This is a genomic window from Variovorax terrae, from assembly GCF_022809125.1.
GTDB lineage: Bacteria > Pseudomonadota > Gammaproteobacteria > Burkholderiales > Burkholderiaceae_C > Variovorax_A > Variovorax_A terrae.
Genome location: NZ_JALGBI010000001.1, coordinates 29,306 through 56,049 on the forward strand (window position 1 = coordinate 29,306; position 26,744 = coordinate 56,049).

General features: G+C 67.9%; 23 protein-coding genes and 1 pseudogene. 18 read left to right on the top strand and 6 right to left on the bottom strand.

Going from position 1 to position 26,744, the window contains the following annotated elements; translation table 11 throughout:
* Positions 1-12 precede the first annotated feature (12 nt).
* From MMF98_RS00155 to MMF98_RS00205, 11 genes are all read left to right on the top strand, one after another.
* Positions 13-987 (top strand): Bug family tripartite tricarboxylate transporter substrate binding protein, encoded by a 975-nt coding sequence (locus tag MMF98_RS00155; RefSeq protein WP_243302707.1) that lies wholly within the window; start codon positions 13-15, stop codon positions 985-987.
* Complete coding sequence (gene fahA / locus MMF98_RS00160) at positions 945-2,321, top strand: fumarylacetoacetase (RefSeq protein ID WP_341481281.1); 1,377 nt, start codon at positions 945-947, stop codon at positions 2,319-2,321. The genes MMF98_RS00155 and fahA overlap by 43 nt, the downstream gene beginning before the upstream one ends.
* A gap of 2 nt (positions 2,322-2,323) precedes the next feature.
* Entirely contained in the window at positions 2,324-3,097 is a 774-nt protein-coding gene (locus tag MMF98_RS00165) for a cyclase family protein (RefSeq protein ID WP_243302709.1), read from the top strand.
* A gap of 454 nt (positions 3,098-3,551) precedes the next feature.
* Positions 3,552-4,361 (top strand): peptidase associated/transthyretin-like domain-containing protein, encoded by an 810-nt coding sequence (locus MMF98_RS00170; RefSeq protein ID WP_243302715.1) that lies wholly within the window; start codon positions 3,552-3,554, stop codon positions 4,359-4,361.
* Positions 4,362-4,594: 233 nt separating this feature from the next.
* Positions 4,595-5,371: an enoyl-CoA hydratase/isomerase family protein gene (locus MMF98_RS00175; RefSeq protein ID WP_243302717.1), complete on the top strand. Its 777-nt coding sequence runs from the start codon at positions 4,595-4,597 to the stop codon at positions 5,369-5,371.
* A gap of 303 nt (positions 5,372-5,674) precedes the next feature.
* Positions 5,675-6,226 (top strand): cytochrome b, encoded by a 552-nt coding sequence (locus tag MMF98_RS00180; protein WP_243302718.1) that lies wholly within the window; start codon positions 5,675-5,677, stop codon positions 6,224-6,226.
* A complete protein-coding gene (locus MMF98_RS00185; RefSeq protein WP_243302720.1) occupies positions 6,223-6,783 on the top strand; it encodes a YceI family protein in 561 nt (186 codons plus the stop codon). Before MMF98_RS00180 ends, MMF98_RS00185 begins: the two co-directional genes overlap by 4 nt.
* Before the next feature lie 16 nt (positions 6,784-6,799).
* Positions 6,800-7,360, top strand: a complete 561-nt coding sequence (locus MMF98_RS00190; RefSeq protein WP_243302721.1) for a YceI family protein — start codon at positions 6,800-6,802, stop codon at positions 7,358-7,360.
* 66 nt (positions 7,361-7,426) lie between these two features.
* Positions 7,427-8,248: a sulfite exporter TauE/SafE family protein gene (locus tag MMF98_RS00195; protein ID WP_243302726.1), complete on the top strand. Its 822-nt coding sequence runs from the start codon at positions 7,427-7,429 to the stop codon at positions 8,246-8,248.
* A gap of 135 nt (positions 8,249-8,383) precedes the next feature.
* Positions 8,384-8,986: an ABC transporter ATP-binding protein gene (locus tag MMF98_RS00200; protein WP_243302728.1), complete on the top strand. Its 603-nt coding sequence runs from the start codon at positions 8,384-8,386 to the stop codon at positions 8,984-8,986.
* Complete coding sequence (locus tag MMF98_RS00205) at positions 8,983-9,780, top strand: ABC transporter permease (protein ID WP_243302736.1); 798 nt, start codon at positions 8,983-8,985, stop codon at positions 9,778-9,780. Before MMF98_RS00200 ends, MMF98_RS00205 begins: the two co-directional genes overlap by 4 nt.
* Before the next feature lie 13 nt (positions 9,781-9,793).
* Here MMF98_RS00205 and MMF98_RS00210 read toward each other — a convergent pair whose 3' ends face one another.
* The 5 genes from MMF98_RS00210 to MMF98_RS00230 all read right to left on the bottom strand — a co-directional run bounded on the left by MMF98_RS00210 (position 9,794) and on the right by MMF98_RS00230 (position 15,569).
* Entirely contained in the window at positions 9,794-11,002 is a 1,209-nt protein-coding gene (locus MMF98_RS00210; RefSeq protein WP_243302738.1) for a phospholipase A, read from the bottom strand.
* Complete coding sequence (locus MMF98_RS00215) at positions 10,936-11,265, bottom strand: hypothetical protein (protein ID WP_243302740.1); 330 nt, start codon at positions 11,263-11,265, stop codon at positions 10,936-10,938. Before MMF98_RS00215 ends, MMF98_RS00210 begins: the two co-directional genes overlap by 67 nt.
* Before the next feature lie 110 nt (positions 11,266-11,375).
* Positions 11,376-13,484, bottom strand: a complete 2,109-nt coding sequence (locus tag MMF98_RS00220; RefSeq protein ID WP_243302742.1) for an ATP-dependent helicase — start codon at positions 13,482-13,484, stop codon at positions 11,376-11,378.
* Between the two features lie 181 nt (positions 13,485-13,665).
* A complete protein-coding gene (locus MMF98_RS00225; protein ID WP_279343401.1) occupies positions 13,666-14,649 on the bottom strand; it encodes a Bug family tripartite tricarboxylate transporter substrate binding protein in 984 nt (327 codons plus the stop codon).
* Between the two features lie 35 nt (positions 14,650-14,684).
* Complete coding sequence (locus MMF98_RS00230) at positions 14,685-15,569, bottom strand: fumarylacetoacetate hydrolase family protein (RefSeq protein WP_243302743.1); 885 nt, start codon at positions 15,567-15,569, stop codon at positions 14,685-14,687.
* 153 nt (positions 15,570-15,722) lie between these two features.
* Between MMF98_RS00230 and MMF98_RS00235 the strand changes: the two genes are divergently transcribed.
* The 7 genes and pseudogenes from MMF98_RS00235 to MMF98_RS00265 all read left to right on the top strand — a co-directional run bounded on the left by MMF98_RS00235 (position 15,723) and on the right by MMF98_RS00265 (position 24,316).
* The gene (locus MMF98_RS00235) at positions 15,723-16,421 is read left to right on the top strand and encodes a FadR/GntR family transcriptional regulator (protein WP_243302745.1); all 699 of its coding nucleotides are present in this window, start codon (positions 15,723-15,725) and stop codon (positions 16,419-16,421) included.
* 83 nt (positions 16,422-16,504) lie between these two features.
* Positions 16,505-17,470 (top strand): AEC family transporter, encoded by a 966-nt coding sequence (locus MMF98_RS00240; protein ID WP_243302755.1) that lies wholly within the window; start codon positions 16,505-16,507, stop codon positions 17,468-17,470.
* A 225-nt stretch (positions 17,471-17,695) separates the two neighbouring features.
* Complete coding sequence (locus MMF98_RS00245; RefSeq protein WP_243302757.1) at positions 17,696-18,097, top strand: hypothetical protein; 402 nt, start codon at positions 17,696-17,698, stop codon at positions 18,095-18,097.
* Between the two features lie 272 nt (positions 18,098-18,369).
* A complete protein-coding gene (locus MMF98_RS00250; RefSeq protein WP_243302758.1) occupies positions 18,370-19,596 on the top strand; it encodes a TolC family protein in 1,227 nt (408 codons plus the stop codon).
* A 67-nt stretch (positions 19,597-19,663) separates the two neighbouring features.
* Entirely contained in the window at positions 19,664-20,869 is a 1,206-nt protein-coding gene (locus MMF98_RS00255; RefSeq protein ID WP_243302760.1) for an efflux RND transporter periplasmic adaptor subunit, read from the top strand.
* Positions 20,870-20,885: 16 nt separating this feature from the next.
* Positions 20,886-23,962, top strand: a pseudogene (locus MMF98_RS00260) (efflux RND transporter permease subunit).
* 18 nt (positions 23,963-23,980) lie between these two features.
* Positions 23,981-24,316: a P-II family nitrogen regulator gene (locus MMF98_RS00265; protein ID WP_243302762.1), complete on the top strand. Its 336-nt coding sequence runs from the start codon at positions 23,981-23,983 to the stop codon at positions 24,314-24,316.
* An 89-nt stretch (positions 24,317-24,405) separates the two neighbouring features.
* Here the strand turns inward: MMF98_RS00265 and priA are convergent, their stop codons facing one another.
* The gene (priA, locus tag MMF98_RS00270) at positions 24,406-26,490 is read right to left on the bottom strand and encodes a replication restart helicase PriA (RefSeq protein WP_243302764.1); all 2,085 of its coding nucleotides are present in this window, start codon (positions 26,488-26,490) and stop codon (positions 24,406-24,408) included.
* Positions 26,491-26,744: the final 254 nt, after the last annotated feature.

Genomic DNA, 26,744 nt, shown 5'->3' on the forward strand with positions numbered 1-26,744 from the left:
TAGGAGACAACCATGACCAAGACGCTCCGTCGTCTCTTTCTGCTGGCGTGCCTGAGTGGCATGACGACTGTGGCGGTCGCCCAGGCCGACAGCTATCCAACGCGACCGGTGCGCATCGTGGTCCCGTTCAGTCCCGGGGGGCCTGTCGATGCCATCGCACGCGCGATTGCAGCCAAACTGACAGAGCAATGGGGACGGCAAGTCATTGTCGAGAACAAGGGCGGCGCGGCAACCATCATCGGATGGGATACCGTTGCCAAGGCCCCGGCCGACGGCTACACGGTGCTGTTGGCAGGTGCTGGCGGCCGCACCACGCTGCCCAGCGTCGCGACGCTGCCCTTCGACCCGGCCAAGGACCTGGTCGCGGTCGCCGCTGTCGCGCGGTCGCCGAATGTGTTTGTCGTCAATTCAGCCTTGGGCAAGAGCACCTTGCCGGAGTTCGTCAGCTATGCCAAGGCCAAGCCTGGCGGGTTGAACCATGGACTGTCTGCCCCGGGAACCATCACGCAGTTCGTGGCGACGCTGCTGGCACGTGATGCCGGGCTCAAGTGGGAGGACATTCCCTACCGTGGCGGCGCTCCCGCCGTGACCGCGCTCATGGCTGGCGAGATCGACATGCTTACGGCGGATCTCGGGGCTGTGCTTGCGATGGAAGAGTCGGGCAAGCTGAAGATCCTGGCCGTGGCCGATACTCAACGCTCTCCCTTGTTGTCACAAGTTCCGACGGCCACCGAAGCCGGATTCCCGAACGTTGTGGCGGTCAATGTCTATGGCGTCTTCGCGCCTTCTGGAACGCCGAAGCCCATCCTGCGCAAGTTCTCCGACGCGTTGGCGCAAATCGTTGCGCAGCCCGGACTGAAAGAACAATTTGCCAAGCTCGGCCTGCAGATCGACAACCGGGGCTCGGACGCCTTCGAGGCGTTCCTGCGCACACAAACCTCGCAATGGGCGCCGATCGCAAAAGCCAGCGGCGTCCGGATCAACTGATGATTCCTTGCAATATGAGCACTTCCCTCGATCACACCCACGATCCGCATGCGCGCAGCTGGGTTGCCGCCGCAAACGACGATTCGTGCGAGTTTCCGCTTCAGAATCTTCCTTTGTGCGTGTTTCGGCCGGCACCGGATGCCGCGATGCGACCTGGTATTGGCATCGGAGACCAGGTGCTGGACCTTGGCCAGGCCGCGGCCTTGGGCCTGTTCGAGGCACTGCCAGAGCGGGTCGCGCACGTGCTCACCTGCCCGCGTTTGAACGAGCTGTTCGCGCTGGGACGAGAGGCGATGGCCACGCTGCGGCATTCGGCCTGGACCTTGCTTGAAGCCGGATACGCACGTCAGTCCGAGGTGCCGCTGCAGCCACTGGCGAAGGTCCAGTTCGGTCTTCCCTGCGACGTGGGTGACTACACGGACTTCTTTTCATCGCTGAACCATGCGATGAACACGTTCCGTCTTTTTCGACCGGGCCAGGTTTTTCTACCCAACTTCAAGCACCTGCCCATTGCCTATCACGGTCGTGCGTCATCCATCGTTGTCAGCGGTACACCCGTTCCCCGGCCGATCGGGCAGACTCGACCGACTCCCGAAGTTTCCCCTGAACTCGGCCCTTCCCGCAAGGTCGACTTCGAGGTCGAACTCGGCTTCTATGTCGGCGCCGGGAACGCATTGGGCAGGCGGATTGCCCTTGACGACGCAGAGGCACATCTGGTGGGCGTCTCCATCCTCAACGACTGGTCGGCTCGAGATTTTCAGGCCTGGGAGTCCCAGCCGCTTGGCCCCTTCTCGAGCAAGAACTTCAGCAGCTCCGTCTCTCCTTGGGTTGTCACCTTGGACGCGCTGGCCCCTTTCCGTGCGCCGCTGGCCCCTCGCTCGTCAGACGACCCCGCTCCATTGGGCTACCTGCACTCCACGGCGAACGAGTCGAGCGGTGCTTTCGATATCCGCATCGAGACCCTGTTGCAGACCGAAACCATGAGAATGAGAGGAGAGCCACCTGTCTGCATCAGCCGCGCCGCCTTTGCCCGCGATGCGTGGTGGACACCCGCGCAGATGGTCACGCACCATACCGTCAACGGCTGCAATCTCCGTCCTGGCGATCTGCTGGGAAGCGGCACCATCTCGGGGCCGGAAGAGGGCACGCAGGGCAGCATCCTCGAGTTGACTTTTGGCGGTTCTAGGCCGATCCAGCTGCCCGGCGGAGAGTCGCGTGCTTTCGTGGAAGATGGGGATGAGGTCACGCTTGTGGCCTGGTGTGAACGGCCAGGCTACCGCCGCATCGGCTTGGGAAGCTGCGCGGGCAGAATTCAGCCAACATCGGAGAACTGAGGATGAGCCGAATCATCGACATCTCGATCCCATTGGAGAACGACGTGCTCTCCGATCCGCCGCACCTAGCGCCGAAGATCACTTACTTCGAGCACCATGGCTCCGCGGACTCGATGTTGAAGTACTTTCCCGGTGCGACGCGCGAGGACCTTCCTGACGGGGCGGCCTGGGCCTTCGAGCGCGTGCAGTTGAACACCCACAATGGCACTCACCTCGATGCGCCCTACCACTTTCATCCCACGATGAATGGGGGAGAGCGGGCGATCACCATTGATGAGGTGCCGCTCGACTGGTGCTTCCAGCGAGGGGTCAAGCTCGATTTTCGTCATTTCGAGAACGGCTATGTGGTCACCGCGGCAGACGTCGAAAACGAACTTCGGCGCATCGGACACGCGCTGAAACCACTGGACATCGTGGTGGTTAACACTGCCGCTGGCGCGCGCTACGGTCACGACGACTTCGTTTCATCGGGTTGCGGCATGGGGCTGGAGGCCACGATGTATCTGCTGGAGCGCGGTGTCCGCCTCACCGGCACCGATGCCTGGAGCTGGGATGCACCATTCGCCTACACGGTGGAGCGGTTCCAGGAAACCGGCGATGCCGGTCTCATCTGGGAGGGCCACAAGGCGGGCCGACATATCGGCTACTGCCACCTCGAGAAGCTGGGCAACCTGGAGGCGCTGCCCTCATCCGGGTATCGCATCGCCTGCTTCCCGGTGAAGGTGAAGGGCGCGTCGGCAGGATGGACCCGGGCGGTCGCGATCCTGGACGACTAGAAACCGGCATTCCGGACCGCTTGCGTCGTTGGCGCATTTGCTCCGAACCCCCATCCGTTGGGCAACCACAACGTATGCCGCATGCGGCAGGCGGCGGCGCGTGGATGCGTTTCCCAGGCGCGCACCCGGGCCGCACTCGCCACATAGCAGCTATGGCAAGCGAGGCATTGGCCTATTGCGTGGCTGCTTCTAGAGTGCGTGATCAGCATGCCAAGCAAAGCACACGACACGAGGAAAGCCGTATTGAGCGTCACACCAATCTGCTGAAAGGATCTGTGAGCGCTGCGGCGGCTGTTCTTGCCGCGGCTCGGGCTGCGACTTGCCATGTTCGTTCAACAAGGAAATCCTGATATCGGCGTCATCCCACTGGGCGCCGAGAGTCATCTGCGGATGACTGCTCCCGCAGTCGTCGTTGCAGGGGGGAATTTCGCAGTGGTGCCAACAGGACATACGAATGTACAAAAAAATTGAGAACAAGCGCGCCCAAGAGGTCATCGACATGAGTCGCCGCAATGGGTTGGTCAGGTTATCCGCCTTTGCGAGCTCTCTGATGGTTCGCGGCGCATTGACATCGGCCGCATGGGGCATTGCAGCAAGCGGTGCCAGCTCATCGGCCCTGGCTGGCTCCTGCATCCTCAGCCCCGACGGAAGAACGGGACCCTTCTATACAGCCCTGAATCTGGTGCGCAGTGATTTACGGGAAGACCGCACGGGAGTCGTCCTCGACATCGATCTGGCGGTTCAGAATTCCGCGTGCTCGCCACTCGTAGGTGCTGCCGTGGCGATCTGGAACTGTGACAGCCGCGGGATGTACTCCGAGTATCCGAACGTCAATCCGGACGTTCCTGGGTATGCTCCAGTTCCCCTTGGCCAGGTGCCGTCCGAGGCCCCTCATTACCCCGAGCAGGATCTCAGCCAGAAATTCCTCCGCGGTGTGCAGGTCACCGACGAACGCGGTTTCGTTCGGTTTCGCGTCATCTATCCGTCGTGGTACGCAACCCGCACGCCACATATCCACGTGAAGGTCTATCCGGGGGCGGCAGTCGGCGACACCACCGCCTACACGGGACAGCTGTATTTTCCCGAGGCGATCAACACCACCGTGCTGAGCAACCCGCTGTACACCGGGCGAACCCAGCCCCGCGATACGTTGAACAACACAGACCGCCACTACGTGGCGATGGGCGGCCTGCAGAACGAGCTTCAGATTTCCAGCGTGGTGACAGGCTTGCAGGCTCGCAAGACCCTGGTGGTTCCTGTTTGAGCGATCAGCACAGGCACCGCAGCAAGAAGGGGCCCGCCAGAGTGGTGCCCGCTCAGGCGGGTTATGAGACCGCCCAGACCACATCCGGGTACGGAGCGCGAAAGGCGACCCCGATATATGACTCCATGAGCCGGTATGCGTGATCTCGCAAAGCAGTTGTGCGAATCAGGGGATGCGCATCTCGCCCACGCGTCGCTAGACTGAACCGACGCTACTGCACTGGAACATGCAATATGGAAGACCTGACTCAACTGAGAGTGACGATCGCTGACTACGTGGCCGTTCTCACGATGGACAGCCCACCGGTCAATGCCTTGACCCGGACTTTGAATGACGAGCTCACGCTCGCGCTGGATCGTATTTCAGAGATGGATGAGATTCGCGCGGTCGTTCTCACTGGTGCCGGCAAGTGCTTCTGCGCCGGCGCCGATCTCAAGGGACGCGCCGAAGTGATCAAGGGCCCCGGCGATCTGCCCGCACATTCGCGGCGTACCCGTGAGTGTTTTCACGCCATTCGTGAGTGTGCAAAGCCCGTGATTGCTGCGTTGAACGGCGCTGCGCTGGGATCGGGCCTCGCGATGGCTGCGTCTGCTGACATCCTGGTCGCTTCGGAGAGTTCGTTTCTGGGCCTGCCTGAAGTGGATGTGGGCTTGCTGGGTGGATGTCGCCATGCGATGCGTTTGTTCAGCCATTCGCGACTTCGCCGCATGATGCTGACTGGCTATCGGGTTTCCGGCGAAGAGCTCTATCGCCAGGGAGTTGTCGAGGCTTGCACCACGGCAGATCAGCTCATGCCGTTCTCACTCGAATTGGCCAGGACGATCGCTTCCAAGAGCCCTGTCTCTACCCGCATGGGAAAGCACACGCTCAATGTGATCGAGGACATGAGTTTGCGTGACGGCTATCGCTATGAGCAAGACATGACCGCGGTCATTGCCAAGACCGAAGATGCCAAGGAGGCGCAGGCGGCGTTTCGTGAAAAGCGGATACCAGTCTTTATTGGACGATGAATCTGGAGCGCTTCGCCATTGAGGTGCTCGTTTTAACGTTGGCGCTGCCACCGCGTCCAGCATCGATGCGCTTCGACTACGACAGCCGCGGCGTCAGGAATGATGCAGAAAGTCGGTGGAGTGGAGATCGCAACGCGCGGGGTATTTGACAAACTGCGCGTCCTGGCAGGCATCGTCAGGGGTAAGACGCAACTGGCGTGGCGCCACTGAATTGCATACGTTTCAAGTATCACGGTGGATATAAAAGCAGTATTTCCAAGTATCGATACGGAGCCATAGGATTCGCCGTATTGGAAATACCTGATGAAGACGGACAACAGATACTCGTCGACGGCGATCGCGATCCACTGGCTGGCTGCGCTGTTGATCTTTGGCGCCATCGCGATGGGGGTCTACATGACCAGCCTGCAGCTTTCGCCGACCAGGCTCAAGCTTTATAACTGGCACAAGTGGCTGGGCATCACCATCCTGGCGCTCTCGCTGGTGCGAGTGCTCTGGCGCGCAACGCATCGCCCGCCGGTTGATCTGCCCATGCCCGGTTGGCAGCGCCACGCGGCACATCTGACGCATTGGACGCTGTACGCGCTTTTTCTGGCGGTGCCGCTGGCGGGCTGGACCTACAGTTCCGCGTCCGGTTTTCCGGTGGTGGTGTTCGGTGTGCTCCCGCTACCCGACCTGGTGGCGCCGGACCGGTCCCTCGCGGAGGTGCTCAAGGCGCTTCATGTCGGCTTGGCCCTGGCACTGGGCGCGGTGATCGCCCTGCACGTGGCGGCGGTCTGCAAGCATCAATGGCTGGACCGCGACCAGATCCTGTTCCGCATGCTGCCCCGTGTATTTGGAAGGCAAGCACCATGAAGCCGTGGATCGTTGCCGCCGTCACTGGTTTCCTCGTCGCCGCCGCACCGGCGTGGGCGCAGAAGATTGAATCGGCCCAAAGCGAAATCGCGTTCACCATCCGGCAGCTCGGTGTACCGGTTGAAGGGCGTTTCACGAAGTTCAGCGGGAACATCGCCTTCGACCCGAAGAAGCCTGATACCGGCAAGGTGGCCTTTGTCATCGATACCGCCAGCGCCCGATTCGGCGCACCGGAGACCGACGAGGAGGCAGCGAAGGCCCCGTGGTTCAACGCCGCACGGTTCCCGCAAGCCAGCCTGGAGTCCACCGCCATCAGGGCGGCGGGCAGCGGCAAATACGAGGTGGCGGCCAAGCTGAGTATCAAGGGCGCCGCCAGAGACGTGAGTGTCCCGGTGACGTTGACGAAGAGCGGCGCGGTGACATTCGCCACCGGCGCATTCACGATCAAACGGCTGGATTTCAAAATCGGCGATGGAGAGTGGTCGGACACCTCGATGGTCGCCAATGAGGTCCAGGTGAAATTCAAGCTCGCGCTGTCAGGCATGGCAGCGCTTTAATCAACAGGCGGATCTCATGAAAAAACTCCTGCTCGCTCTCCTGGCGGCTTCGGCCTGCGTGGGGGCCCAATCGGCTACTTACAACCTCGATCCGCTGCACACGCACGTCATCTTCGAGATCGACCACATCATCTCGACCAACCGCGGCCGGTTCGACAGGAAGGAAGGGGCCGTGGAGTTCGATCCCCAGGCTCAGAAAGGCCGTGTCGACTTGACCGTGGATATGCTTTCCATCAACACCGGAGTGGCGCCTTTCAACAAGCAGCTCCAGGGCAAGGATTTCTTCAACGTGGAGCAGTTCCCGACTGCCAAGTTCACAGCCGACGACTTCGTCTTCAGCGGTGACAAGGTGGTGGAGGTCAATGGCAATCTCACGCTCGTGGGCAAGACCAACCCGGTCAAGCTGAAGGCGCTTCGCTTCACCTGCTTCGAGAACAAGATGCTCAAGCGTGAAGTTTGCGGCGGGGATTTCGAGGCAACCATCACGCGCAGCCAATGGGGCATGGTGTGGGGCATTGATCGCGGTTTTCCGGACAACCTGCGGCTGCTGATCCAGGTCGAGGGCATCAAGCAGTGACCGTGCCTGCCTGGGGCGCATGAAGTCTCCCCACGATTTTCAGTTCCGTGAGTTCGGGCGCTGCTGATGCCGATGGCCGACGTGGGCACGATGCTGGTTTTCGGTGCCGTTCTTTTGGGCGCGGGCTTCGTGGCGGGCTTCCTCGGCGGGATGATCGGCGCCGGCGGAGGGCTCATCGTCATTCCCATTCTCTATCACACCTTCACGGGTCTGGGGGTCGACCCGGCGGTGCGGATGCATCTAGTGGTCGGGACTGCGTTGGCCGCGGTCGTCCCAACCTCGCTGCTGGGCGCGCGTGCCCATTGGCTGCGAGGCAACGTCGATCGCACCATCGTCAAGCGGCTCGCTTTGCCGATCTTCTTCGGCGCGTCACTGGCCGGAGCCGTATCGGGTCATCTTGGCAACAGGGCGCTTAGCCTCGGCTTCGTACTGGCCGCTGCTTTGGTGTCGCTCAATATGATGCTGAAGACCGGCGTGAAGCTGGGCAACGGCTTGCCGGGCCGGTTCTGCACAGGCGTGATCGGAGCCGCAATCGGATCGGTCTCCACGCTGGTCGGCATTGGGGGCGCCACTCTGACGGTGCCCGTGCTCCATGCCTTTCGCACGCCGATGCCGGTCGCCGTGGGGACGGCAGCAACGCTCGGAGCGCTGATCGGGTTGCCGGGGGCGATCGCTTTCATGATCGGCGGCTGGGGTGATGTCCGCGTGCCGCCCGGAAGCCTTGGCTATGTCAATGGGGTGGCGGCGGCCCTTATCTTTCCGGCCAGTGCGGTTGCGGTTTCCTGGGGCGCCCGGTTCACACGGCAAGTGAACGAGCGTGCTCTTCGCGCCATGTTTGCGGCCTTTCTCGCGCTCACCGCGGCGCGAATGCTCTTTTCCTTGCCCTGAAGGCGGCGTTGTCGACTTGGTCTTGCGGATGGGGGCGACAGAGCACAGATGAGCCTTGGCGCGGCTTGCCGGGCTTTTCTTCAATTTCGTTCCGGCATTCGCTCAAGCTCCGGGTGTTTCTACAATCGGGCGTTCATGGCACTCCTTGCGCGTCAACTGGCCGGGGCCGTCGTCGGCCCATTCGATCTCGAGCTCGAGGCCGGCCGCTGCACGGTCGTGACCGGGCCTTCGGGCGTGGGCAAGAGCCTGCTGCTGCGCATGCTGGCCGACCTGGACCCCTGCCGCGGCGAGGTCAGCCTCGACGGCTGTTCGCGCAGCAGCATGAGCGGCCCCGCGTGGCGGCGGCAGGTGACCTATGTGGCGGCCGAACCGGGCTGGTGGGCCGACCGTGTCCGCGCGCATTTTGATGACCTGGAGGCGGTGCGCTCGCTGCTGCCGGATTTCGGTCTGGCGGACAAGCTGCTGGACCAGCCCGTCTCGCAACTCTCCACCGGCGAACGCCAGCGCATGGCGATGGTGCGCGCCCTCGTGCGCCAGCCGCGCTTTCTGCTGCTGGACGAGCCGACGTCTGCGCTCGATGCCGACACCACGCTGCAGGTGGAGGCCGCCTTCCAGCGGCTCAAGCAGCAGGGCATGGGCCTGCTGGTGGTGACCCACAACGAGGCGCAGGCGCAGCGCCTGCACGATCGCCGCCTGCGCATGACGCGGCAGGGGCTGGCGGAAGAGGCCCGCGCATGAATGCCCTGCCCGTCACCGCCTTCGACCTGGCCCTGGCATCGACCCTGGTGCTGCTGTGCGCCGGCCTGTCGTTGGTGCTCGCGCTGTCGATCCACCGTGCCCTGCTGTGGGCGGCCGTGCGCATGGTGGTGCAGCTCTTGCTGGTCGGGCTGGTGCTGCGCGCCGTGTTTGCCCTGTCGTCGCCGTGGCTGACCGGCCTGATCGCGGCCGCGATGATTGCCGCCGCGGCCTACGAGGTGGGTTCGCGGCAGGAGCGCCGCTTCGCCGGGCGCTGGCACTACGTCGTCGGCGGCACCTCGGTGGCGCTGCCCACCATCGCCATCACCGTGCTGGCGCTCATCACCACGCTGCGGCCCGAGCCCTGGTACGACGCGCGCCACGCCATCCCGCTGGCCGGCATCATCCTGGGCAACGTGATGAACGCGGCCAGCCTCGCGCTCAACAGCGTCTTCACCGCGGTGTGGCGCGAGCGCGCGGCGATCGAGGCGCGCCTGGCGCTGGGCGACGACCGCTATGCCGCGTTCGGCGGCATCGTGCGCCAGGCAGTGCGCGGCGGGCTGATTCCGTCGATGAATCAGATGGCCGCGGCCGGCATCATCACGCTGCCGGGCATCATGACGGGCCAGATCCTGGCCGGCATGGACCCGCTGCTGGCCGCGCGCTACCAGATCCTGCTGATGTTCCTGCTGGTGGGCGGTAGCTTCCTCGGCGTGGCCGGCGCCTCGCTGCTGGCGGCCTGGCGCCTGACCGACGAGCGCGACCGGCTGCGGCTGGACCGGCTCGAACAGCGCTAGCGCGAGTCGCCGGTCAGAAATCCACCAGGCTCAGGCCCACGCTGAGCACCGTGCGGCGGCGGTTGTAGTCGACCAGGCTGTCGCCGTAGCCGCTGAAGATCTGCGTGTGAAAGCGCAGGCCGCTGGTTTCGGCGTTGCCCAGGGTGCGCAGCCACTCCAGCCGCACCGAGCCGCGCGCGTCGGCGCTCAGCGAGTGGCGCACCGTCATGCCGAAGGTGTTGGTCTTGTTGGGGTTCCAGAAGCCTGCCACCTCGGCGCGGCCAATGTAGTCGCTGATGCCGGGGTTGTCGTCATCGGCCGCGCTTTCGCGCAGGCGCTGCCAGACGCGGCCCTGCAGGCGGAAGGCGTCGCCCTTTTCCATGCCGGCCATCAGGTACACGCGGTTCCAGCTGCGCGACAGCGGCAGGCTCTGGCCGTTGGACTGGTGCACCGCGCCGATGCCGCTGTAGCGCAGGCGCCAGCCGTGGCCGAGTTCCGCATCGGTCGGGTAGATGTAGATGATCTCGGGCTCGTGGTCGGTGTTGCGGAACGGGCGCGAGATCGCGCCGTTGAAGAGCTGCCAGTAGCTTTGCTGGGTGTAGCCGAACCACAGCGAGTCGCGGGCGTGCTCCTGGTCGTGCGTGAGCAGGCCCTGCGCGATCTTGGTGCGCACCGAGAGCTGGATGCGCGTTTCGTAGCGCTGGTAGGGCTGGTAGGACGCGGTGTGGCCGGGGCTGGGCGAGCTCGGCGCGGTGTTCACGCTGTTGGAGCCGATCCATGACAGGCTCAGGGGGCGGTAGCCGCGGATGCCGAAGGTGCCGCAGTCGGTGGCTTCCTCCAGCTCCCAGAAGCGCGACAGGTCGCTGGCCTGCGGGTTGCGGCAATCGGTCTTGCGCGTGCCGGCGCTCAGCGCCACGGCCTGCTCGGCTGCGCGCTCGGCGCCGGGGTCGGTATGGGCGGGTGGCATGGCTGCGGCCGTGGCCGCCGAAGCCGCGGTGGCAGCGCGCGGCTCGCTGGCCTGCTGGCGCGCCCACTGGTCGAAGCAGGCCAGCCGGGCGTCCTTGTCGTGGCCGAGGGCGGCGCACTGCTGCCAGCCGGGCGCCGCGGCGTCGGCCGCGGACTGGGCCCGCGCCGGGCCGGGCAGCAGGAGGGCGGCGCAGGCGCTGCCGGCGACGGCTACTGCCAGCCCGGCTGCTTGCGCAGGATGAAGGCGCGCTCGGCGCCGTTGGCGGTGTTCTTCCATGTTCCCCTGATTTCCTTGCCGCATGACGCTTCGACCACCTGGCCGTTCCAGGTGGCCGCAATGTTACGCCCGTCGATCGATTCCTCGAGCGTGAACACGCCTTCGTCGACATCACCCACCACCTGTGCCTGCGCGCCGTCGCGGCGGATCGTGCCTTTCACGCTTTCGGCGAACTCGGGGTGTTTTTCGAGCTGCAGCACGGCGCCCTGGGGCTCGCCTGCGAACTCGGCGCGCCACAGGCCGTACAGCTGCAGGTGGTTCACCTCGGCCGCCTTCAGGCAGGCCGCCGCTGGCGCATTTGGGGCTGCGTTTTGGGCCAAGGTCCAGGTGCAGAGGACGTTGAGTGCTATCAAAAAGAGAGCATTCCGCCCGTTCATGCGACGCGCTCCTCGGCCGCTGCGGCGCTCTCCTGGGCCTTCTTGGCGAATTCGGCGCGCAGCGCCTTGAGCTTCTCGCGCGGGTCCTCGCGGGTGGTGGCCTTCTCCAGCGCCATCTCGGCGATGAAGCGGCTGGGCTGCGCGGCCACCATCTCGCGGCCTTTCTTGCGCCGCTTGGTCCAGCTCACGGCCAGCGAGCGCTGGGCGCGGGTGATGCCCACGTACATCAGGCGGCGCTCCTCCTGCAGGCGCTGCAGCAGGCCCTCGCTCATCGGGCCGTCGGCGCGGCCGGTGGGGTTGTCCTCGTCGCCGAGCTTGAACGGCAGCAGGCCCTCGGTCACGCCCACCAGCATCACGTGCGGCCACTCCAGGCCCTTGGCGGCGTGCAGCGTGGACAGCGTCACCACGTCCTGGTCCTTCTCGCGCTCGCTGATGGTGGACAGCAGCGAGATGGTCTGCGCCACTTCGAGCAGCGACTTCACCTCGCTGGAGTTGCTCACGCCCGCCGCGTCGTCGATCTGGCCGCCGCAGCGCTGCGCCATCCAGTCGCAGAACTCCATCACGTTGGTCCAGCGCGAGGCGGCCAGCTTCTCGCTGTCCTCGCCGTCGTACAGGTGCTTCTCGTAGCCGATCTCCTTGAGCCAGTCGGCCAGGAAGGCGCGCGCATCCTCGGCGCCGAGGGTGCGGCGGGCGCGGAACTCCAGGTCGTTCACGTAGCGGCCGAACTCGTGCAGGCCGCCCACGGCGCGCGCCGACAGCACGCTCGGCAGGCTGCTGGAGAACAGCGCCTCGAACAGGCTCAGCTTGTACTGGCTGGCGAACACGCCCAGGCTCTGCAGCGTCTGGTGGCCGATGCCGCGCTTCGGGGTGGTTACCGCGCGCAGGAAGGCCGGGTCATCGTCATTGTTGACCCACAGGCGGAACCAGGCGCACAGGTCCTTGATTTCGGCGCGGTCGAAGAAGCTCTGGCCGCCCGAGACCTTGTACGGAATCTGCGCCTTGCGCAGCGCCTGCTCGAACACCCGGGCCTGGTGATTGGCGCGGTACAGCACGGCGAAGTCGCGGAAGGCCTTGTGCTGCCCGCCGCTGGTGGAGACATCCGTGCCGGCGCGCAGCGACTGGATGCGCGCCACCGTGCGCTCGGCCTCGTGCTCCTCGTTGTCGGCATCGACGATGCGCACCGGCTCGCCTTCGCCGAGCTCGGAGAACAGGGTCTTGGGAAACAGCTTGGGGTTGGGCCCGATCACGTTGTTGGCTGCGCGCAGGATGGCGCTGGTGGAGCGGTAGTTCTGCTCCAGCTTGATGACCTTGAGGTTCGGGAAATCGACCGGCAGCTTGCGCAGGTTGTCCAGCGTGGCGCCGCGCCAGCCGTAGATCGACTGGTCGTCGTCGCCCACCGCGGTGAAGCGCGCGCGCTCGCCCACCAGCAGCTTGAGCACCTCGTATTGGGTGGCGTTGGTGTCCTGGTATTCGTCCACCAGCACGTGGCCGAGCGCGGCCTGCCATTTGGCGCGCACTTCGGGGAAGTCCTTGAGCAGCTTGAGCGGCAGGCCGATCAGGTCGTCGAAGTCCACGCTCTGGTAGGCCGTGAGCCGCTCCTCGTAGCGCGCCATGATGCGCGCGGTCACGCGCTCGTTGTCGTCCTTGGCCTGGGCTTCAGCCTGCGCCGCGTTCAGGCCCATGTTCTTCCACAGGCTGATGGCCCACTGCCACTGGCGCGCGGTGGCCGCGTCGGTGCTGCCGCCGCAGTCCTTGAGGATGCTGGTCACGTCGTCGCTGTCCAGGATGCTGAACTGGGGCTTGAGGCCCAGCACCGCGCCGTCCTCGCGCATCATGCGCACGCCCAGGGCGTGGAAGGTGCAAACCACCACCTGCTTGGCGTCGCGCCCGATCAGGCTCTTGGCGCGCTCGCGCATCTCGGCGGCCGCCTTGTTGGTGAAGGTGATGGCCGCGATGCGCTTGGGCTCCAGCCCGGCCTGGATCAGCCGCCCGATCTTGTGGGTGATCACCCGCGTCTTGCCCGAACCGGCCCCCGCCAGCACCAGGCAGGGCCCATGCAGGTAGTTGACGGCTTCTTGTTGGGCGAGATTCAGGCCAGCGGACATCGTGCGTGGGAGGCAAAGCGCACGATGATACCTGCGGGGTGTAACGGCGGCAGTCCGCCTGCCGGCGTGGCGGCGGGCGATTGGGCGAGGAAGGCGGACGTTGCCTGGAAAAGAGGGGAAAAGCCGGTGCGAATGCCGCAGAACGGCGCATCCGGCCCGCCGGCTGGCGGGCCGGGCGGCTTCAGTCCACGCGGCCGATGCGCTTGACGAGCGCCGCCATGGCGAGCGCCTCGGCCTGCACAAAGCGCTCGAACTCGGGCGCATCCTGGAACTGGAAGCTGCTGCCGGCCGTGGCCAGGTTCTGCCTGGCACGCGGGTCGTCCACCGCGGCGCGCGCCGCCTGGCGCAGTTTGGCCATCACCGGCTCGGGCGTGCCGGCCGGCGCGAACAGGCCGGCCCATTGCGAGTAGGTCACGGGCACGCCCAGCTCCTTGAGGCTGGGCACCTCGGGCAGCATGGGCAGGCGGCCTTCGCCCCAGTGCGCGAGCGCGCGCAACTTGCCCGCGCGGATGTGCTGCATCACGCTCGAAGGCCCGGTGGACAGCGCGTCCACCTGGCCCGACAGCAGCGCCAGCACGGCCGGGCCGGCGCCGGTGTAGGGCACATGCAGCATGAAGGTGTGGGTCGCGGCCTTGAGCTGCTCCATCGGCACGTGCATGGTGCCGTAGTTGCCCGAGGAGCCGAAGGTCACGCTGCCGGGCTTGGCCCTGGCGTGGGCGATGAAGTCGGCATAGGTCTTCCAGGGGCTGTCGCCGCGCACCACCAGCACCGTGGGGTCGGCCGAGAAGCGCGCCACCGGGCGCAGCTGGTCCAGCGTGAACAGCGGGGCGCGCTGCAGCACCTTGTCGGCCTCGGGCAGCACCACGATGGACGACAGCGCCATCAGCAGGCTGTAGCCGTCGGGCTTGGCCTTGGCCACCTGGGCCATGCCGATGCCGCCGCCGGCGCCGCCCTTGTTCTCCACCACCACGCTCTGCCCGAGCGCGCGGCCCATGGCGTCGGCCACCGGTCGGCCGACGGTGTCGGCCACGCCGCCGGGCGGGAACGGCACCAGCATGCTCACGGGGCGGTTGGGGTAGCTGTCCTGCGCCCGGGCCGGGGCGGCCAGGAGCGGCGACAGGGCGCTCAGGCCCAGCAGGTGCAGGGCGGTGCGGCGTTGGATCATGGTGTGTCTCCTCAGGGTTTCTGTGCCGTGGGCGCTCAGGGCGCCTCGATCGGGTTGTCGAGCTCGCCCAGGCCGGTGACGGCCACGCGCACGCGGTCGCCATGGCGCAGGAAGCGGGGCGGGTTGAAGCCCAGGCCCACGCCCACGGGCGTGCCGGTGGCCAGGATGTCGCCAGGCAGCAGGGTCGTGCCGCGCGACAGGGTTTCGATCAGCGTCGGCACGTCGAAGATCAACTGGCTGATCGGGGCGTCCTGGCGCAGCTCGCCGTTGACCCAGGTGCGCACGCGCAGCGTCTCGATCGGCGTGCTCTCGGGCGTGCCGATCCAGGGGCCGAGCGGGCAGAAGGTGTCCAGCGACTTGCCGAGGAACCACTGCGCGTGGTTCTTCTGCAGGTCGCGCGCCGTCACGTCGTTGAGGGCGACGAAGCCGAACACCTGGTCCAGCGCCTGGGCCTTGGAGACGTTGCGGCAGCGCCGGCCGATCACGACGCCGATCTCGCCTTCGTAATCGACGCTGGCGGTGTGCGCCGGGTCGAAGCGCACCGCATCGCGCGGGCCGGCCAGCGTGCCGGTGGCCTTGCTGAAGAACTGCGGGTGCGTGGGGATGGCCGACGCGCTGCTGGTGGTGGCGTTGTAGCCGCTCTTGTCGAACTCCAGCGCATGGTCATGGTAGTTCTTGCCCACCGCGAACACGTTGCGCACCAGCGCCGACAGCGGCGCCAGAAAAGCCAGCCCGGCCAGCGGCACGGGCGTCGTGCCCAGTGCCATCAATTGCGCGGCCGACAGCCCGCGCTCGATCACGGCCAGCACCGGGTTGGGGTGGTTCGCCAGTTCGCCCTCGACCAGCAGCGCCGATTGCTGCGGCTCGTCGATCAGGGCCAGGCGGGGGGCTCCGTTCCAGAGAACGCGTCCGATTTTCATGAAGACTCCAGGATTGCTCGATTGGTTTCAATTGGTTCTGTATTGGATCAATTTGGATGGATGTTGACCAATGGTGTTTACCCCTAGACGCCAGGCGCGGGCGCATGGTCCAATCGGTTCGAACCAATTCAAACCAATCACCCCGGTTCCTCCATGTCCGTTGCCGCCAACCCCCTGTTTTCCGTCGATCCGGCGCAAGCGCTGCGGCAGACCTTGCTGCATGGCCTGCAAAACGGGCGCTGGGCGCCCGGCGAGCGCCTGCCCACCGAGCGCGAGCTGTGCGAGCGCTACGGCGTGGGCCGTTCGGCGCTGCGCCGCGTGCTGCGCGAGTTCAAGGCCTCGGGCTTCATCGAGCAGACGGTGGGCAGCGGCACCTACGTGGCCGAGCGCGTGCGGGAGCGGCTGCCGCCGCGCCCGAGCGCAGCCTCGGCGATCAGCCCGGCCGAACTCATGGAGGCGCGGCTGCTGTTCGAGCCGCTGCTGGTGGATCTGATCGTGAGCAAGGCCACGGCCGCCGATTTCGAGGCGCTCGAGGAATGCTGCCGCCAGGGCGAGGCCGCGCCCACGCTGGCCGAGTTCGAGCACTGGGACGGCGCGCTGCACCAGCGGCTGGCCGAGGCCACCCACAACGCGTTCTTCGTGAGCGTGTTCCAGCTCGCGACCGAGGCGCGCGAGCGCGGCGAGTGGGGCCTGCTCAAGCAAAAGAGCGTCACGCCCGAGCGGCGCGCGCGCTACCAGCAGGAGCACCGCGCGCTGGTGCAGGCGCTCAAGCAGCGCGACGCCGACACCGCGCGCCAGCGGCTGGCCGAGCATCTGGCGAACGTGCGGCTCAACCTGCTGGGCCGGGTCTGAGATCGTGAACACGTTCTGAGCGCAAGGGCCCCCGCCGCCTCGCGCGTGCCGGATGGCACGCCGGGCTGAGACAATGCTGCGCCATGCTCGCCGTCCTGCTCATCACCTTCCCGTTCTTTGCGCTGGTTCTCTGCGGCTACCTGGCCGCGCGCCGCGGCGTACTGCCGCAGGCGGCCATTCCCGGGCTCAACGTCTTCGTGCTGTATTTCGCGCTGCCGTGCATGCTGTACCGCTTCGGTGCCGCCACGCCGATCGCGCAGCTGCTGGACGCCAGTGTGTTCGGGGTCTACCTGGCCTGCGCGCTGGCGATGGTGGCGGTGGCCATGGTCATGACGCGCAGCGAGCGCATCAACTGGAACAACGCCGCCTTCGGCGCGCTGGTGGCGGCCTTTCCCAACACCGGCTTCATGGGCGTGCCGCTGCTGGTGGCGCTGCTCGGGGCGCAGGCCGCCGGGCCTGCGATCGTGACCATCGCCATCGACCTCGTGATCACCAGCTCGCTGTGCATCGCGCTGTCGCGGCTGGACAGCGCGGGCACGCACGGCATGCGCGTGGCCGCGAGCCATGCGCTGCGCGGCATGGCCACCAACCCGATGCCCTGGTCCATCGCGCTCGGCGCGCTGGCCTCGGCCGCCGGGCTGACGCTGCCGGGGCCGGTGATGCAGACCGTGGGCCTGCTGGCCGACGCGGCCTCGCCGGTGGCGCTGTTCACCATCGGCGCGGTGCTGGCGCGCTCGCAGATGAACACGCACGAGCGCGTGCCATGGATCGACTACGTGCCGCTGGCGCTGGCCAAGCTGGTGATGCACCCGCTGCTGGTGCTGGCCGTGGGCACGGTCGCGCTCTACCTCGGTGCACCGCTGTCGCGCTTCGCGCTCACCGTCATGGTGCTGGTGGCGGCGCTGCCCAGTGCCAGCAACGTCTCGCTGCTGGCCGAGCGCTTCGGCGCCAACAACGGACGCATCGCGCGCATCATCCTGGTGTCCACGGCGCTGGCCTTCCTGAGCTTCTCGGCGGCCGTCTCGCTGCTCGTGGATGCTCCCAAATAGATAGCAAACAATGACCGCCTCATCTGGACATCGGCGGGATTTGATTCAAAAAATAGCGGCTTGAGCCAGAGTGGTGCCTAGCAGCGATGGTGTATCACCACCATCGGGTTTTTCACCGAGCAGGGGAACTTCCGGGCCACTTCTGGCCACAATAGCCTGCCCGCTGCCGTTGGCACGGGCCCTGCTTCCTGACGTTTCATCACCTCGTTCCTCTCCAACCCGTCCATGCGCCTGGCGCCGTCCTTCCTGCTGTCGCTGCTGCTGTTCGCGGCCATCCTCTGGTCCGTGGAGGCCGCGGCGTGGCCGGCGGCCGGCGACGACGAGGAGGCGGCGCACTTCGCTGCCGTGCACCAGATCCTGGCGGCCGATGCGGCGCAGCTCGACGCGCTGGAGGCCGGCGGAGGCGAGCTGGAGCAGCCCGAACTCACGGCGCGCCAGGTGGCGCGGCTGAACGAGCCGCCGGTCACCAACGACGACCGCACCGAGCTGTTCGGCGTGCCCGCGCGCAGGACGGTCGGCGTGCTCGCGGTGCGGGAGCCGCCCCAGGCGCCCGTGGCGGCGCTGGCCGACCCCTGGCTGCGCGCGGCGCTGCGGCCGCCCAGTGGCGCTCTGCGGCTGCGGGCCTGAGCCGCCGCGCCGCCTTTCTCCCCCCCCTCTTTCTTTCTCTGCCCGGCTCGTCCTGAGCCCTGACCTGCGCGCGCCCACTGGCGCCGCGCGGGACGGCGTTGCGTGCGCTGCGGCCCCAGCCCGGGTTCGTGCGCCGGTGACGCTCCACGCTGCCAGCCCGTGACCCGGCGCGGCGGCGCTTCGCAATCCCAACCCGGTTGCCGCACAGCGCGGCAGGTATGCCCATGGTGTCTCGATCCTTCCTGCTTGTCCCCGTCGTCCTTGTTCTTTCGATGTCCGCCCTGCCGGGCCTGGCGCAGGCCCCGGCGCCGGCCGGCGCGGCCGAGCCGCCGCGGCTGCCGCTGGCCCAGGTGGTGCAGACGGTGGTGGCCCACAACCCAGAGTTGCGCGCCGCGCAGCAGTCGCGCGTCACGGCGGCGGCCAGCGTGCTCAGCGCCTCGGCGCTGCCGAACCCGCGGCTGGAATGGAGCAGCGGGCGCAACCGCGAGCGCCTGCCCTCGGCCACGCCGGGCGCGGTGCAGGGCTGGGCCATCGCCCAGCCGCTGGAGAACCCGTCGCTGCGCGGCGCGCGTGTCGAGGCCGCGCAGGCCGGCGAGCGCGGCAGCCAGCACCAGGTCGCGGTCACGCGCAACGCGCTGGTGGCGCAGGTCAAGCTGCGCGCCTACGAGACGGTGCTGCGCCAGGCCGAGGCCGAGGCCGCGCGCGACGCGGTGCAACTGCTGGAGCAGGTGCGCGAGCGCGTGCGTGTGCGCGTGGCCAGCGGTGAGGCCGCGCGCTACGAGATCATCAAGGCCGATGCCGAGATCATCAACGCGCGCCAGCGCGAGCAGTCGGCGCTGTTGCTGGCCGAGCAGACCCAGCTCACGCTCAACCGGCTGGCCGCCGGGCAACTGCCGGCGCGCTTTCAGCTCGTGCTGTCGCTGGACGACGCGATCGACGCGGCCGCGCTGCAGCGCCTCGAACCGGGCGAACACCCCGAGCTGCGGCTGCTGCAGTCCGAGGTGGACCGCGCGCAGGCGCAGCTCGAGGGCGCGCGCGCCAGCCGCTGGCCCGGCCTGGAACTGCGCTACGGCCAGACGCGCGAGCCCGACATCCGCCAGAACATGATCGGCGTGAGCGTGCAGATCCCGCTGCTCGACCAGCGCCGTGGCCCGGTGGACGAGGCCGCCTCGGAGCTGGAGCGCGCGCGCGGCCGGCTCGAAGGCCGCCAGGCCGAGCTGCGCCAGCAGGTGCTGCAGGCCTGGAAGGCGCTGGAGATGGCGCGCCTGCGCACCGAGGCCCTGAGCCAGGGCGCGGTGCGCGAGGCCGAGGCGGCGCTGCGCGTGGCCGAGGCCGCCTACCGCTTCGGCGAGCGCGGCATCCTCGACGTGCTGGACGCCCAGCGCGTGCTGCGCGCGGTACGCGCCGACCTGCTGGAGGCGCGCTACCAGCAGCAGGCCGCCCGCATCGAACTCGAATTCCTGGCCGGCCGCCATGCCGAGCCGCCCGGGCCGCTGTGAGCGAGGCCGCGCCATGACGCTCGCTCTCCCGTCCTCCCCCGTTTTTCTTCCTCAACCGCTTTCCGCCATGTCCTCGACCTTCGATTCCTCTTTGTCCCCGGCCCGGCCGCGCCCGCGGGCGGCCGTGTCCGCCCTGGCCCTGGCCGGCCTCATGCTGCTGACCCTCACGCTCGCCGGCTGCGGCCGTTCGGATGCGCCGCCGCCGGCTGCGGCCGCTGCCGCGCCGGCCGACCCGATGGAGGTCGTGGTGCCGCCCGGGATGGCGGCGCGCTTCAAGACCGCGCCGTTGTCCACGGCCGAGATCGCGCCGATCCAGGAGGTGGCCGGCCGCATCGAGGCCAACGACCGCCTGGTCGCGCGCATCGGCGCCTCCGTCACCGGCCGCGTGACCGAGGTGCTGGCCGAAGTGGGCGACCGTGTGCGCCCGGGCCAGGTGCTGGCGCGCGTGGCCAGCCCCGAGCTGACCACGGCCCAGCTCGCCTACCTGCGCGCCCATGCCGCCACGGCCCAGGCCGAGCGTGCCGTGGAGCGCGCGCGCCAGCTCATCCAGGCCGACGTGATCGGCTCGGCCGAGCAGCAGCGGCGCGAGTCCGAACTCGCCATCGCGCGCGCCGAGCTGCGCGCCGCCGGCGACCAGCTTCGCCTCATCGGCCTGCCGGGCGGGGCGGTGGAGCGCCTGCGCGAGCAGGGCACGCTGCACCCGCACGCGGCCGTGGTGGCCACGCTGGCCGGCGTGGTGATCGAGCGCAAGCTCAGCTCGGGCCAGGTGGCGCAGCCGGGCGACCCGCTGTTCACCGTGGCCGACCTGGGCAACGTCTGGGTGGTGGGCGCGCTGCCCGAGCAGGCCGCGCGCAGCGTGCAGGCCGGCCAGGCGGTGGAGATCGAGGTGCCGGCGCTGGCCGGGCGCCAGCTCGCCGGCCGCATCGTGCATGTGGGCGACACCGTGTCGCCCGAGACGCGCAGCGTGACCATCCGCACCCAGGTGGACAACGCCCAGCGCGAGCTCAAGCCGCAGATGCTGGCCACTATGCGCATCGAGGGCGCGGCGCGCCGCACGCTGGCCGTGCCGGCCGTGGCCGTGGTGCGCGAGAACGACCGCGACCACGTGTTCGTGAAGCAGGCCGACAACCGCTACCGCCTGGCGCCGATCGAGCTGGGCGCCGCCAGCGGCGGGCTGCGCCCGGTGCTGGGCGGCCTGGCCGAGGGCACCGAGCTGGTGGTGGAGGGCGCCTTTCACCTGAACAACGAGCGCAAGCGCGCCGAGCTGGAGTAAGCCCATGATCGCTTCCATGATCCGGGCCGCGCTGAGTCAGCGGCTCGTGGTGGTCGTGCTCGCGCTGGTGCTGTGCGGCTTCGGGCTGCGCGCGGCGCTCAAGCTGTCGGTGGACGCCTTTCCCGACGTGACCAACGTGCAGGTGCAGGTGGCCACCGAGGCGCCGGGGCGCTCGCCCGAGGAGATCGAGCGCTTCGTCACCGTGCCGCTGGAGATCGCCATGACCGGCCTGCCGGGGCTGGTGGAGATGCGCTCGCTCAACAAGAGCGGGCTGTCCATCATCACGCTGGTGTTCACCGAGGCCACCGACGTGTACTTCGCGCGCCAGCTCGTGACCGAGCGGCTGATCGAGGTCACGCCGCGCATGCCGCAGGGCATCGTGCCGGTGCTGGGGCCGGTCTCCACCGGCCTGGGCGAGGTCTACCAGTACACGCTGGAGAAGCCCGACGACGGCCAGCGCGCGCTGACCCCGGCCGAGCTGGCCGAGCGCCGCACGGTGCAGGACTGGGTGGTGCGGCCGCTGCTGCGCTCCATTCCCGGCGTGGCCGAGATCAACTCGCAGGGCGGCTACGTCAAGCAGTACCAGGCGCTGGTGGACCCGGGGCGGCTGCGCCACTACGGCCTGTCGGTGCGCCAGGTGGTGGAGGCCATCGCGGCCAACAACGCCAACGCCAGCGGCGGCATCCTGCCGCAGGTGACCGAGCAGTACCTGATCCGCGGCGTCGGCCTGATCCGCACGCTGGAGGACATTGGCAACATCGTGGTCAAGGAACAGGCCGGCGTGCCGGTGTTCGTGCGCGACGTGGCCACCGTGCAGCTCGGCGCCGAGGTGCGCCAGGGCGCGATCATCAAGGGCGGCTACACCGAGGGCGTCTCGGGCATCGTGCTGATGATGCGCGGCGGCAATGCCAAGGAGGTGGTCACGCGCGTGAAGGAGCGCGTGGCCGAGATCAACACCAAGGGCATGCTGCCCGGCGGCCTGCAGATCGTGCCCTACTACGACCGCACCGACCTCGTCGACTCGGCGCTGTGGACCGTGGGCAAGGTGCTGATCGAGGGCATCTTCCTCGTGGTGGTGGTGCTGTTCATCTTCCTGGGCGACGTGCGCTCCAGCCTGATCGTGGTGGCCACGCTGATCATCACGCCGCTGACCACCTTCATCATGATGAACCGCTATGGCATCTCGGCCAACCTGATGTCGCTCGGCGGGCTGGCCATCGCCATCGGCCTGATGGTGGACGCCACCGTGGTGGTGGTGGAGAACGTGTTCCACAAGCTCGGGCAGGCCGGCGACAGCATGGGCGCGCGCGTGCGCACCGTGCTGGCCGCCACCACCGAGGTGGCCACGCCCACCATCTTCGGCATCGCCATCATCATCCTGGTGTTCCTGCCGCTCATGACGCTGCAGGGCATCGAGGGCAAGATGTTCGCGCCGCTGGCGCTGACCATCGCGATCTCGCTGGCCGTGTCGCTGGCGGTGTCGCTGTTCCTCTCGCCGGTGCTGTGCTCGTACTTCCTCAAGGGCGGCGCGGACCACGACACGCGGCTGATCGCCTTCCTCAAGCGCCACTACCTGCGCCTGCTGGACGGCGCGACAGCGAAGCACCGCGTCACGCTGGCGGCCGCCGTGCTGCTGCTGCTGGGTTCGCTGGCGCTGTTCCCGTTCCTAGGCAAATCCTTCAGCCGACCATGAAGGAGGGCGCGCTCACGCCGCAGATCAACCGCGTGCCCAGCATCTCGCTGGACGAGTCGATCCGCATGGAGATGGCGGCCATGAAGCAGGTGGCCGAGGTGCCGGGCGTGCTCAGCGTGGTGTCCAAGCTCGGGCGCGGCGAGTCGCCGGCCGACCCGGCCGGGCCCAACGAGTCCGACCCGATCGTGCTGCTGGACCCGAAATCGGGCCGCACGCAGGACGAGATCGACGAGGACATCCGCCAGCGCCTCTCGAGCATCCCGGGCGTGCAGATCGTGCTGTCGCAGCCGATCTCCGAGCGGGTGGACGAGATGGTCACGGGCGTGCGCTCGCAGCTCGCCATCAAGGTGTTCGGCGACGAGCTGGGTGAGCTCAAGCGCGTGTCCGAGCAGGTGGCGCGCATCCTGAAGAGCGTGCCCGGCAGCCGCGACATCCGCATCGAGCGCCTGTCGGGCCAGCAGGCGCTGACCATCGACATCGACCGCAAGGCGATCGCGCGCCAGGGCCTCAACGTGGCCGACGTGCAGGCCCTGATCGAGAGCGCCATCGGCGGCAAGGACGTGACCACGCTCTACGAGGGCGAGCGCCGCTACAGCGTGGTGGTGCGCTTTCCGCTCGAGGCGCGGCAGTCGGTGGAGGCCATCGGCAACACGCTGCTGCCCACGCCCGACGGCGCGCAGGTGCCGCTGTACTCGCTGGCGCGCATCCAGCTCGTGGACGGGCCAGCGCAGATCAGCCGCGAGGGCGGCAAGCGCCGCGTGGTGGTGGGCGCCAACGTCGAGGGGCGCGACCTCGGCGGCTTCGTGGCCGAGGTGCAGCAGCGCGTGGAGCATGAGGTCAAGCTGCCCGAGGGCTACTACTTCAAGTACGGCGGCCAGTTCGAGAACATGGAGCGCGCCATGGGCACGCTGCAGGTGATCGTGCCGCTGACCATCGCGGCCATCTTCTTCCTGCTGTTCTTGCTGTTCAACTCGGTCAAGCTGGCCGGGCTCATCATCCTGGTGCTGCCGTTCGCCTCGATCGGCGGGCTGATCGGCCTGTTCGTCACCGGCGAGTACGTGAGCGTGCCGGCCTCGGTCGGCTTCATCGCGCTATGGGGCATCGCGGTGCTCAACGGCGTGGTGCTGGTGACCTGCATCCGCCGCCTGCGCGAGGACGGCCTGGACGTGGCTGCCGCCGTGCGCGAGGGCTGCGTGCAGCGCTTTCGCCCCGTGATGATGACGGCCACCGTGGCGCTGCTGGGCTTGGTGCCCTTCCTGTTCGCCAGCGGGCCGGGCTCGGAGGTGCAGCGGCCGCTGGCCATCGTGGTGATCGGCGGCTTGATCTCTTCGACGCTGCTCACGCTGGTGGTATTGCCCACGCTCTATCGCTGGTTCGACGAAAAGCCCGCTGAAGCATGACCCCGAAGGAGAACTGAGATGACGATGAAGGAAATCCGCGCCATCGTGCGCCCGAGCCGGCTGGAGCGCCTGCGCGAGGCGCTGCGCGCCATCCCCAACTTTCCCGGTGTGACGATCTTCCGCGCCGAGGGCTTCACGGCCCCGGCCGCGCTGGACAAGCGCACGGTCAAGGAGGAGCTGACCGACTTCTCCGACAAGCTGATGGTCTGCGTGCTGGCCGAGGCCGCCATGGTGGCGCCGATCCGCGCCGCCCTCGTCGAGGCCTGCCGCACCGGCCAGATCGGCGACGGCCTGGTCTGGGTGGTGGACATCGCCGAGATCCACCGCATCCGCGACGGCAGCAGCCTGCCCTGAGCGCCTCGGGGCATCGGGTTTGCTCCTGAATCAGGAGCAACAAAGCACCGCGGGGCGCGGACCTCTGGCCGATCTGGCTTGAAAAAGGCTCAGATCGCCAGCGGATCGACGTCCACCGCCCAGCGCGTCACGGCGCGGTCGCGCTCGGCGTGCAGCACCGGGTGCCAGGCCGCCAGGAAGCGCTGCAGCGCGGCGCGCGAGGGCGACTCGACCAGCATCTGCGCGCGCTCGATGTTGGCCACGCGCTGGATCGTCATGGGCACGGGCGGGTAGAGCGTGATGGGGTCGGCGCCGGCCAGCCCGGCGGCGGCCTCGCTGGCGCGCTGCAGAAAGCCCTGCGCGGCCTCCTGTGTGCGCGCCTCAGCCCGCACCAGCGCCTGGAAGCTGAACGGCGGCATGCCGGCCTGCCCGCGCTCCTGCAGCTGCTGCGCCGCAAAGGCCGGGTAGTCGTGCCGGCGCAGCGCGTCGAACAGCGGGTGCTGCGGGTGGAAGGTCTGCACCCACATCTCGCTCGCGCTGCCGTTCAGGCGCGCGTAGTCGGCGTCGCGCCCGGCGCGGCCGCCGGCCTGCATCAGCAGCGAAAAGAGCCGCTCGGGCGCGCGGAAGTCGCTGGAGAACAGCGCGCCGTCGGGGTTGACGGCCGCCACCAGCGTGATGCGGCGGAAGTCGTGGCCCTTGGCGATCATCTGCGTGCCCACCAGCACGTCGACCTCGCCCGCATGCACCTGCGCGAGCTGCGATTCGAGCGCGCCCTTCAGGCGCGTGGTGTCGGCATCGATGCGCGCGATGCGCAGCGGCTGGCCGTCGGGCCGGCGCGTGCCGGCCAGGAGCTCGGCCAGGTGCTCCTCGAGCCGCTCGGTGCCGCGGCCCAGCGGCGCGATGTCGAGGTTGCCGCAGTCCGGGCAGGCGCGCGGCACGCGCTGGGTGAAGCCGCAGTGGTGGCAGCGCAGCGTGCGGTCGATCTTGTGGAACACGCGGTAGGCGCTGCAGTGCGGGCACTCGCTCTTCCAGCCGCAGTCGGCGCAGTGCAGCACCGGCGCGTAGCCGCGCCGGTTCAGGAACACCATGGCCTGCTCGCCGCGCGCGATGCGCTGCGTGATGGCCTCGACCAGCGCGGCGGAGAACACGGTCTTCCTGGGCTGCAGGTTCATGTCCACCAGGCGCACGCGCGGCAGCGCGCCGCCGCCGATGCGGCCGGCCATGGTGAGGCGGCGGTAGCGCCCGCCCGGCTCGTCGCCGGCGGCCGGCCGGCTGTGGTGCCAGCTCTCCAGCGAGGGCGTGGCCGAGCCCAGCAGCACCTTGGCGCCTTCGAGCCGGCCGCGGTAGATGGCGAGGTCGCGCGCCGAGTAGCGCGCGCCTTCCTGCTGCTTGTAGCTCGGGTCGTGCTCCTCGTCGACCACGATCAGCCGCAGCGCCGGCATCGAGGCGAACACCGCCATGCGCGTGCCGAGCACGATGCGCGCCGCGCCGCCGTGCGCGGCCAGCCAGCTCCTGAGGCGCTGCGGGTTCGTCATGCCGCTGTGCAGCGAAACCACGGCGGCGGAGCCGAAGCGCTCGATGAAGCGCGCCTCGAGCTGCGGCGTGAGGTTGATCTCGGGCACCATGACCAGCGCCTGGGCCTCGGGCTCGCGGGCCAGCAGCGCCTGCACCGCGCGCAGGTAGATCTCGGTCTTGCCGCTGCCGGTGGCGCCGAACAGCAGGAAGGGCCCGTTTTCAGACTCAAAAGTGGCAAGGGTCCGCGCCTGCTCGTCATTGAGTGCTATGGAATCCGTAGCAACCGGCGGCTCCACCGGGCCGGCCCCAGCATCGCGCCGCAGGCGGCGTGCCAGCTGCGCGGTGCTCAGGTCGCGCAGTTGCGGCGGCAGCGCCGCCAGCGCCACTTCGCCGAGCGCGCGTTGGTAATAAGCTGCTGCAAACGAAACCATTTGTTTCCAGTTCGCGCTCAGAGGGGCCAGCCCCTCCAGCACGCCGGCCACGGGCCGGATGTCGCGCCCGGCCTGTTCGGGGCCGGGCCCGTCCAGCGCCTGCCACACCACGCCGAGCACCTCGCGCTGGCCCAGCGGCACCCGCACCAAGCTGCCGGGCGTGAGTGGAAACTCACTCCGGTAGGTCAGCGGCCCGGCGATGGCGCTGTGGGCCGGGGTCTGGACGGCGATGGAAAGCCAGAAGCTCATGCAATGGCCGAGGTTGGGGGCATGTTTTGAAGTGAACTGGCGAAATAGCGCCTAAGTCGTTGATTTGCAAAAGGTTTGAAGGTCATCCAAGTTTTCTGTGGATAACTTTGTTGATATATCGCCGCGATGCGCCGCGAAGCCTTGAAAATCAAGCGTTTGGCTGGATTGCCCGCAAAAAAAGCAAACGATGATTTCCTTATGAATCAATAACTTGGATGCGCTATGGGTTTTGTAGCAAGGGGGCTGGCGGCCTG

Coding starts and splice junctions, on each gene's coding strand:
- MMF98_RS00155 (WP_243302707.1), top strand. CDS start 13: ATGACCAAGACGCTCCGTCGTCTCTTTCTGCTGGCGTGCCTGAGTGGC.
- fahA (WP_341481281.1), top strand. CDS start 945: ATGGGCGCCGATCGCAAAAGCCAGCGGCGTCCGGATCAACTGATGATT.
- MMF98_RS00165 (WP_243302709.1), top strand. CDS start 2,324: ATGAGCCGAATCATCGACATCTCGATCCCATTGGAGAACGACGTGCTC.
- MMF98_RS00170 (WP_243302715.1), top strand. CDS start 3,552: ATGTACAAAAAAATTGAGAACAAGCGCGCCCAAGAGGTCATCGACATG.
- MMF98_RS00175 (WP_243302717.1), top strand. CDS start 4,595: ATGGAAGACCTGACTCAACTGAGAGTGACGATCGCTGACTACGTGGCC.
- MMF98_RS00180 (WP_243302718.1), top strand. CDS start 5,675: ATGAAGACGGACAACAGATACTCGTCGACGGCGATCGCGATCCACTGG.
- MMF98_RS00185 (WP_243302720.1), top strand. CDS start 6,223: ATGAAGCCGTGGATCGTTGCCGCCGTCACTGGTTTCCTCGTCGCCGCC.
- MMF98_RS00190 (WP_243302721.1), top strand. CDS start 6,800: ATGAAAAAACTCCTGCTCGCTCTCCTGGCGGCTTCGGCCTGCGTGGGG.
- MMF98_RS00195 (WP_243302726.1), top strand. CDS start 7,427: ATGCCGATGGCCGACGTGGGCACGATGCTGGTTTTCGGTGCCGTTCTT.
- MMF98_RS00200 (WP_243302728.1), top strand. CDS start 8,384: ATGGCACTCCTTGCGCGTCAACTGGCCGGGGCCGTCGTCGGCCCATTC.
- MMF98_RS00205 (WP_243302736.1), top strand. CDS start 8,983: ATGAATGCCCTGCCCGTCACCGCCTTCGACCTGGCCCTGGCATCGACC.
- MMF98_RS00210 (WP_243302738.1), bottom strand. CDS start 11,002: ATGGAAGAACACCGCCAACGGCGCCGAGCGCGCCTTCATCCTGCGCAA.
- MMF98_RS00220 (WP_243302742.1), bottom strand. CDS start 13,484: ATGTCCGCTGGCCTGAATCTCGCCCAACAAGAAGCCGTCAACTACCTG.
- MMF98_RS00225 (WP_279343401.1), bottom strand. CDS start 14,649: ATGATCCAACGCCGCACCGCCCTGCACCTGCTGGGCCTGAGCGCCCTG.
- MMF98_RS00230 (WP_243302743.1), bottom strand. CDS start 15,569: ATGAAAATCGGACGCGTTCTCTGGAACGGAGCCCCCCGCCTGGCCCTG.
- MMF98_RS00235 (WP_243302745.1), top strand. CDS start 15,723: ATGTCCGTTGCCGCCAACCCCCTGTTTTCCGTCGATCCGGCGCAAGCG.
- MMF98_RS00240 (WP_243302755.1), top strand. CDS start 16,505: ATGCTCGCCGTCCTGCTCATCACCTTCCCGTTCTTTGCGCTGGTTCTC.
- MMF98_RS00245 (WP_243302757.1), top strand. CDS start 17,696: ATGCGCCTGGCGCCGTCCTTCCTGCTGTCGCTGCTGCTGTTCGCGGCC.
- MMF98_RS00250 (WP_243302758.1), top strand. CDS start 18,370: ATGTCCGCCCTGCCGGGCCTGGCGCAGGCCCCGGCGCCGGCCGGCGCG.
- MMF98_RS00255 (WP_243302760.1), top strand. CDS start 19,664: ATGTCCTCGACCTTCGATTCCTCTTTGTCCCCGGCCCGGCCGCGCCCG.
- MMF98_RS00265 (WP_243302762.1), top strand. CDS start 23,981: ATGACGATGAAGGAAATCCGCGCCATCGTGCGCCCGAGCCGGCTGGAG.
- priA (WP_243302764.1), bottom strand. CDS start 26,490: ATGAGCTTCTGGCTTTCCATCGCCGTCCAGACCCCGGCCCACAGCGCC.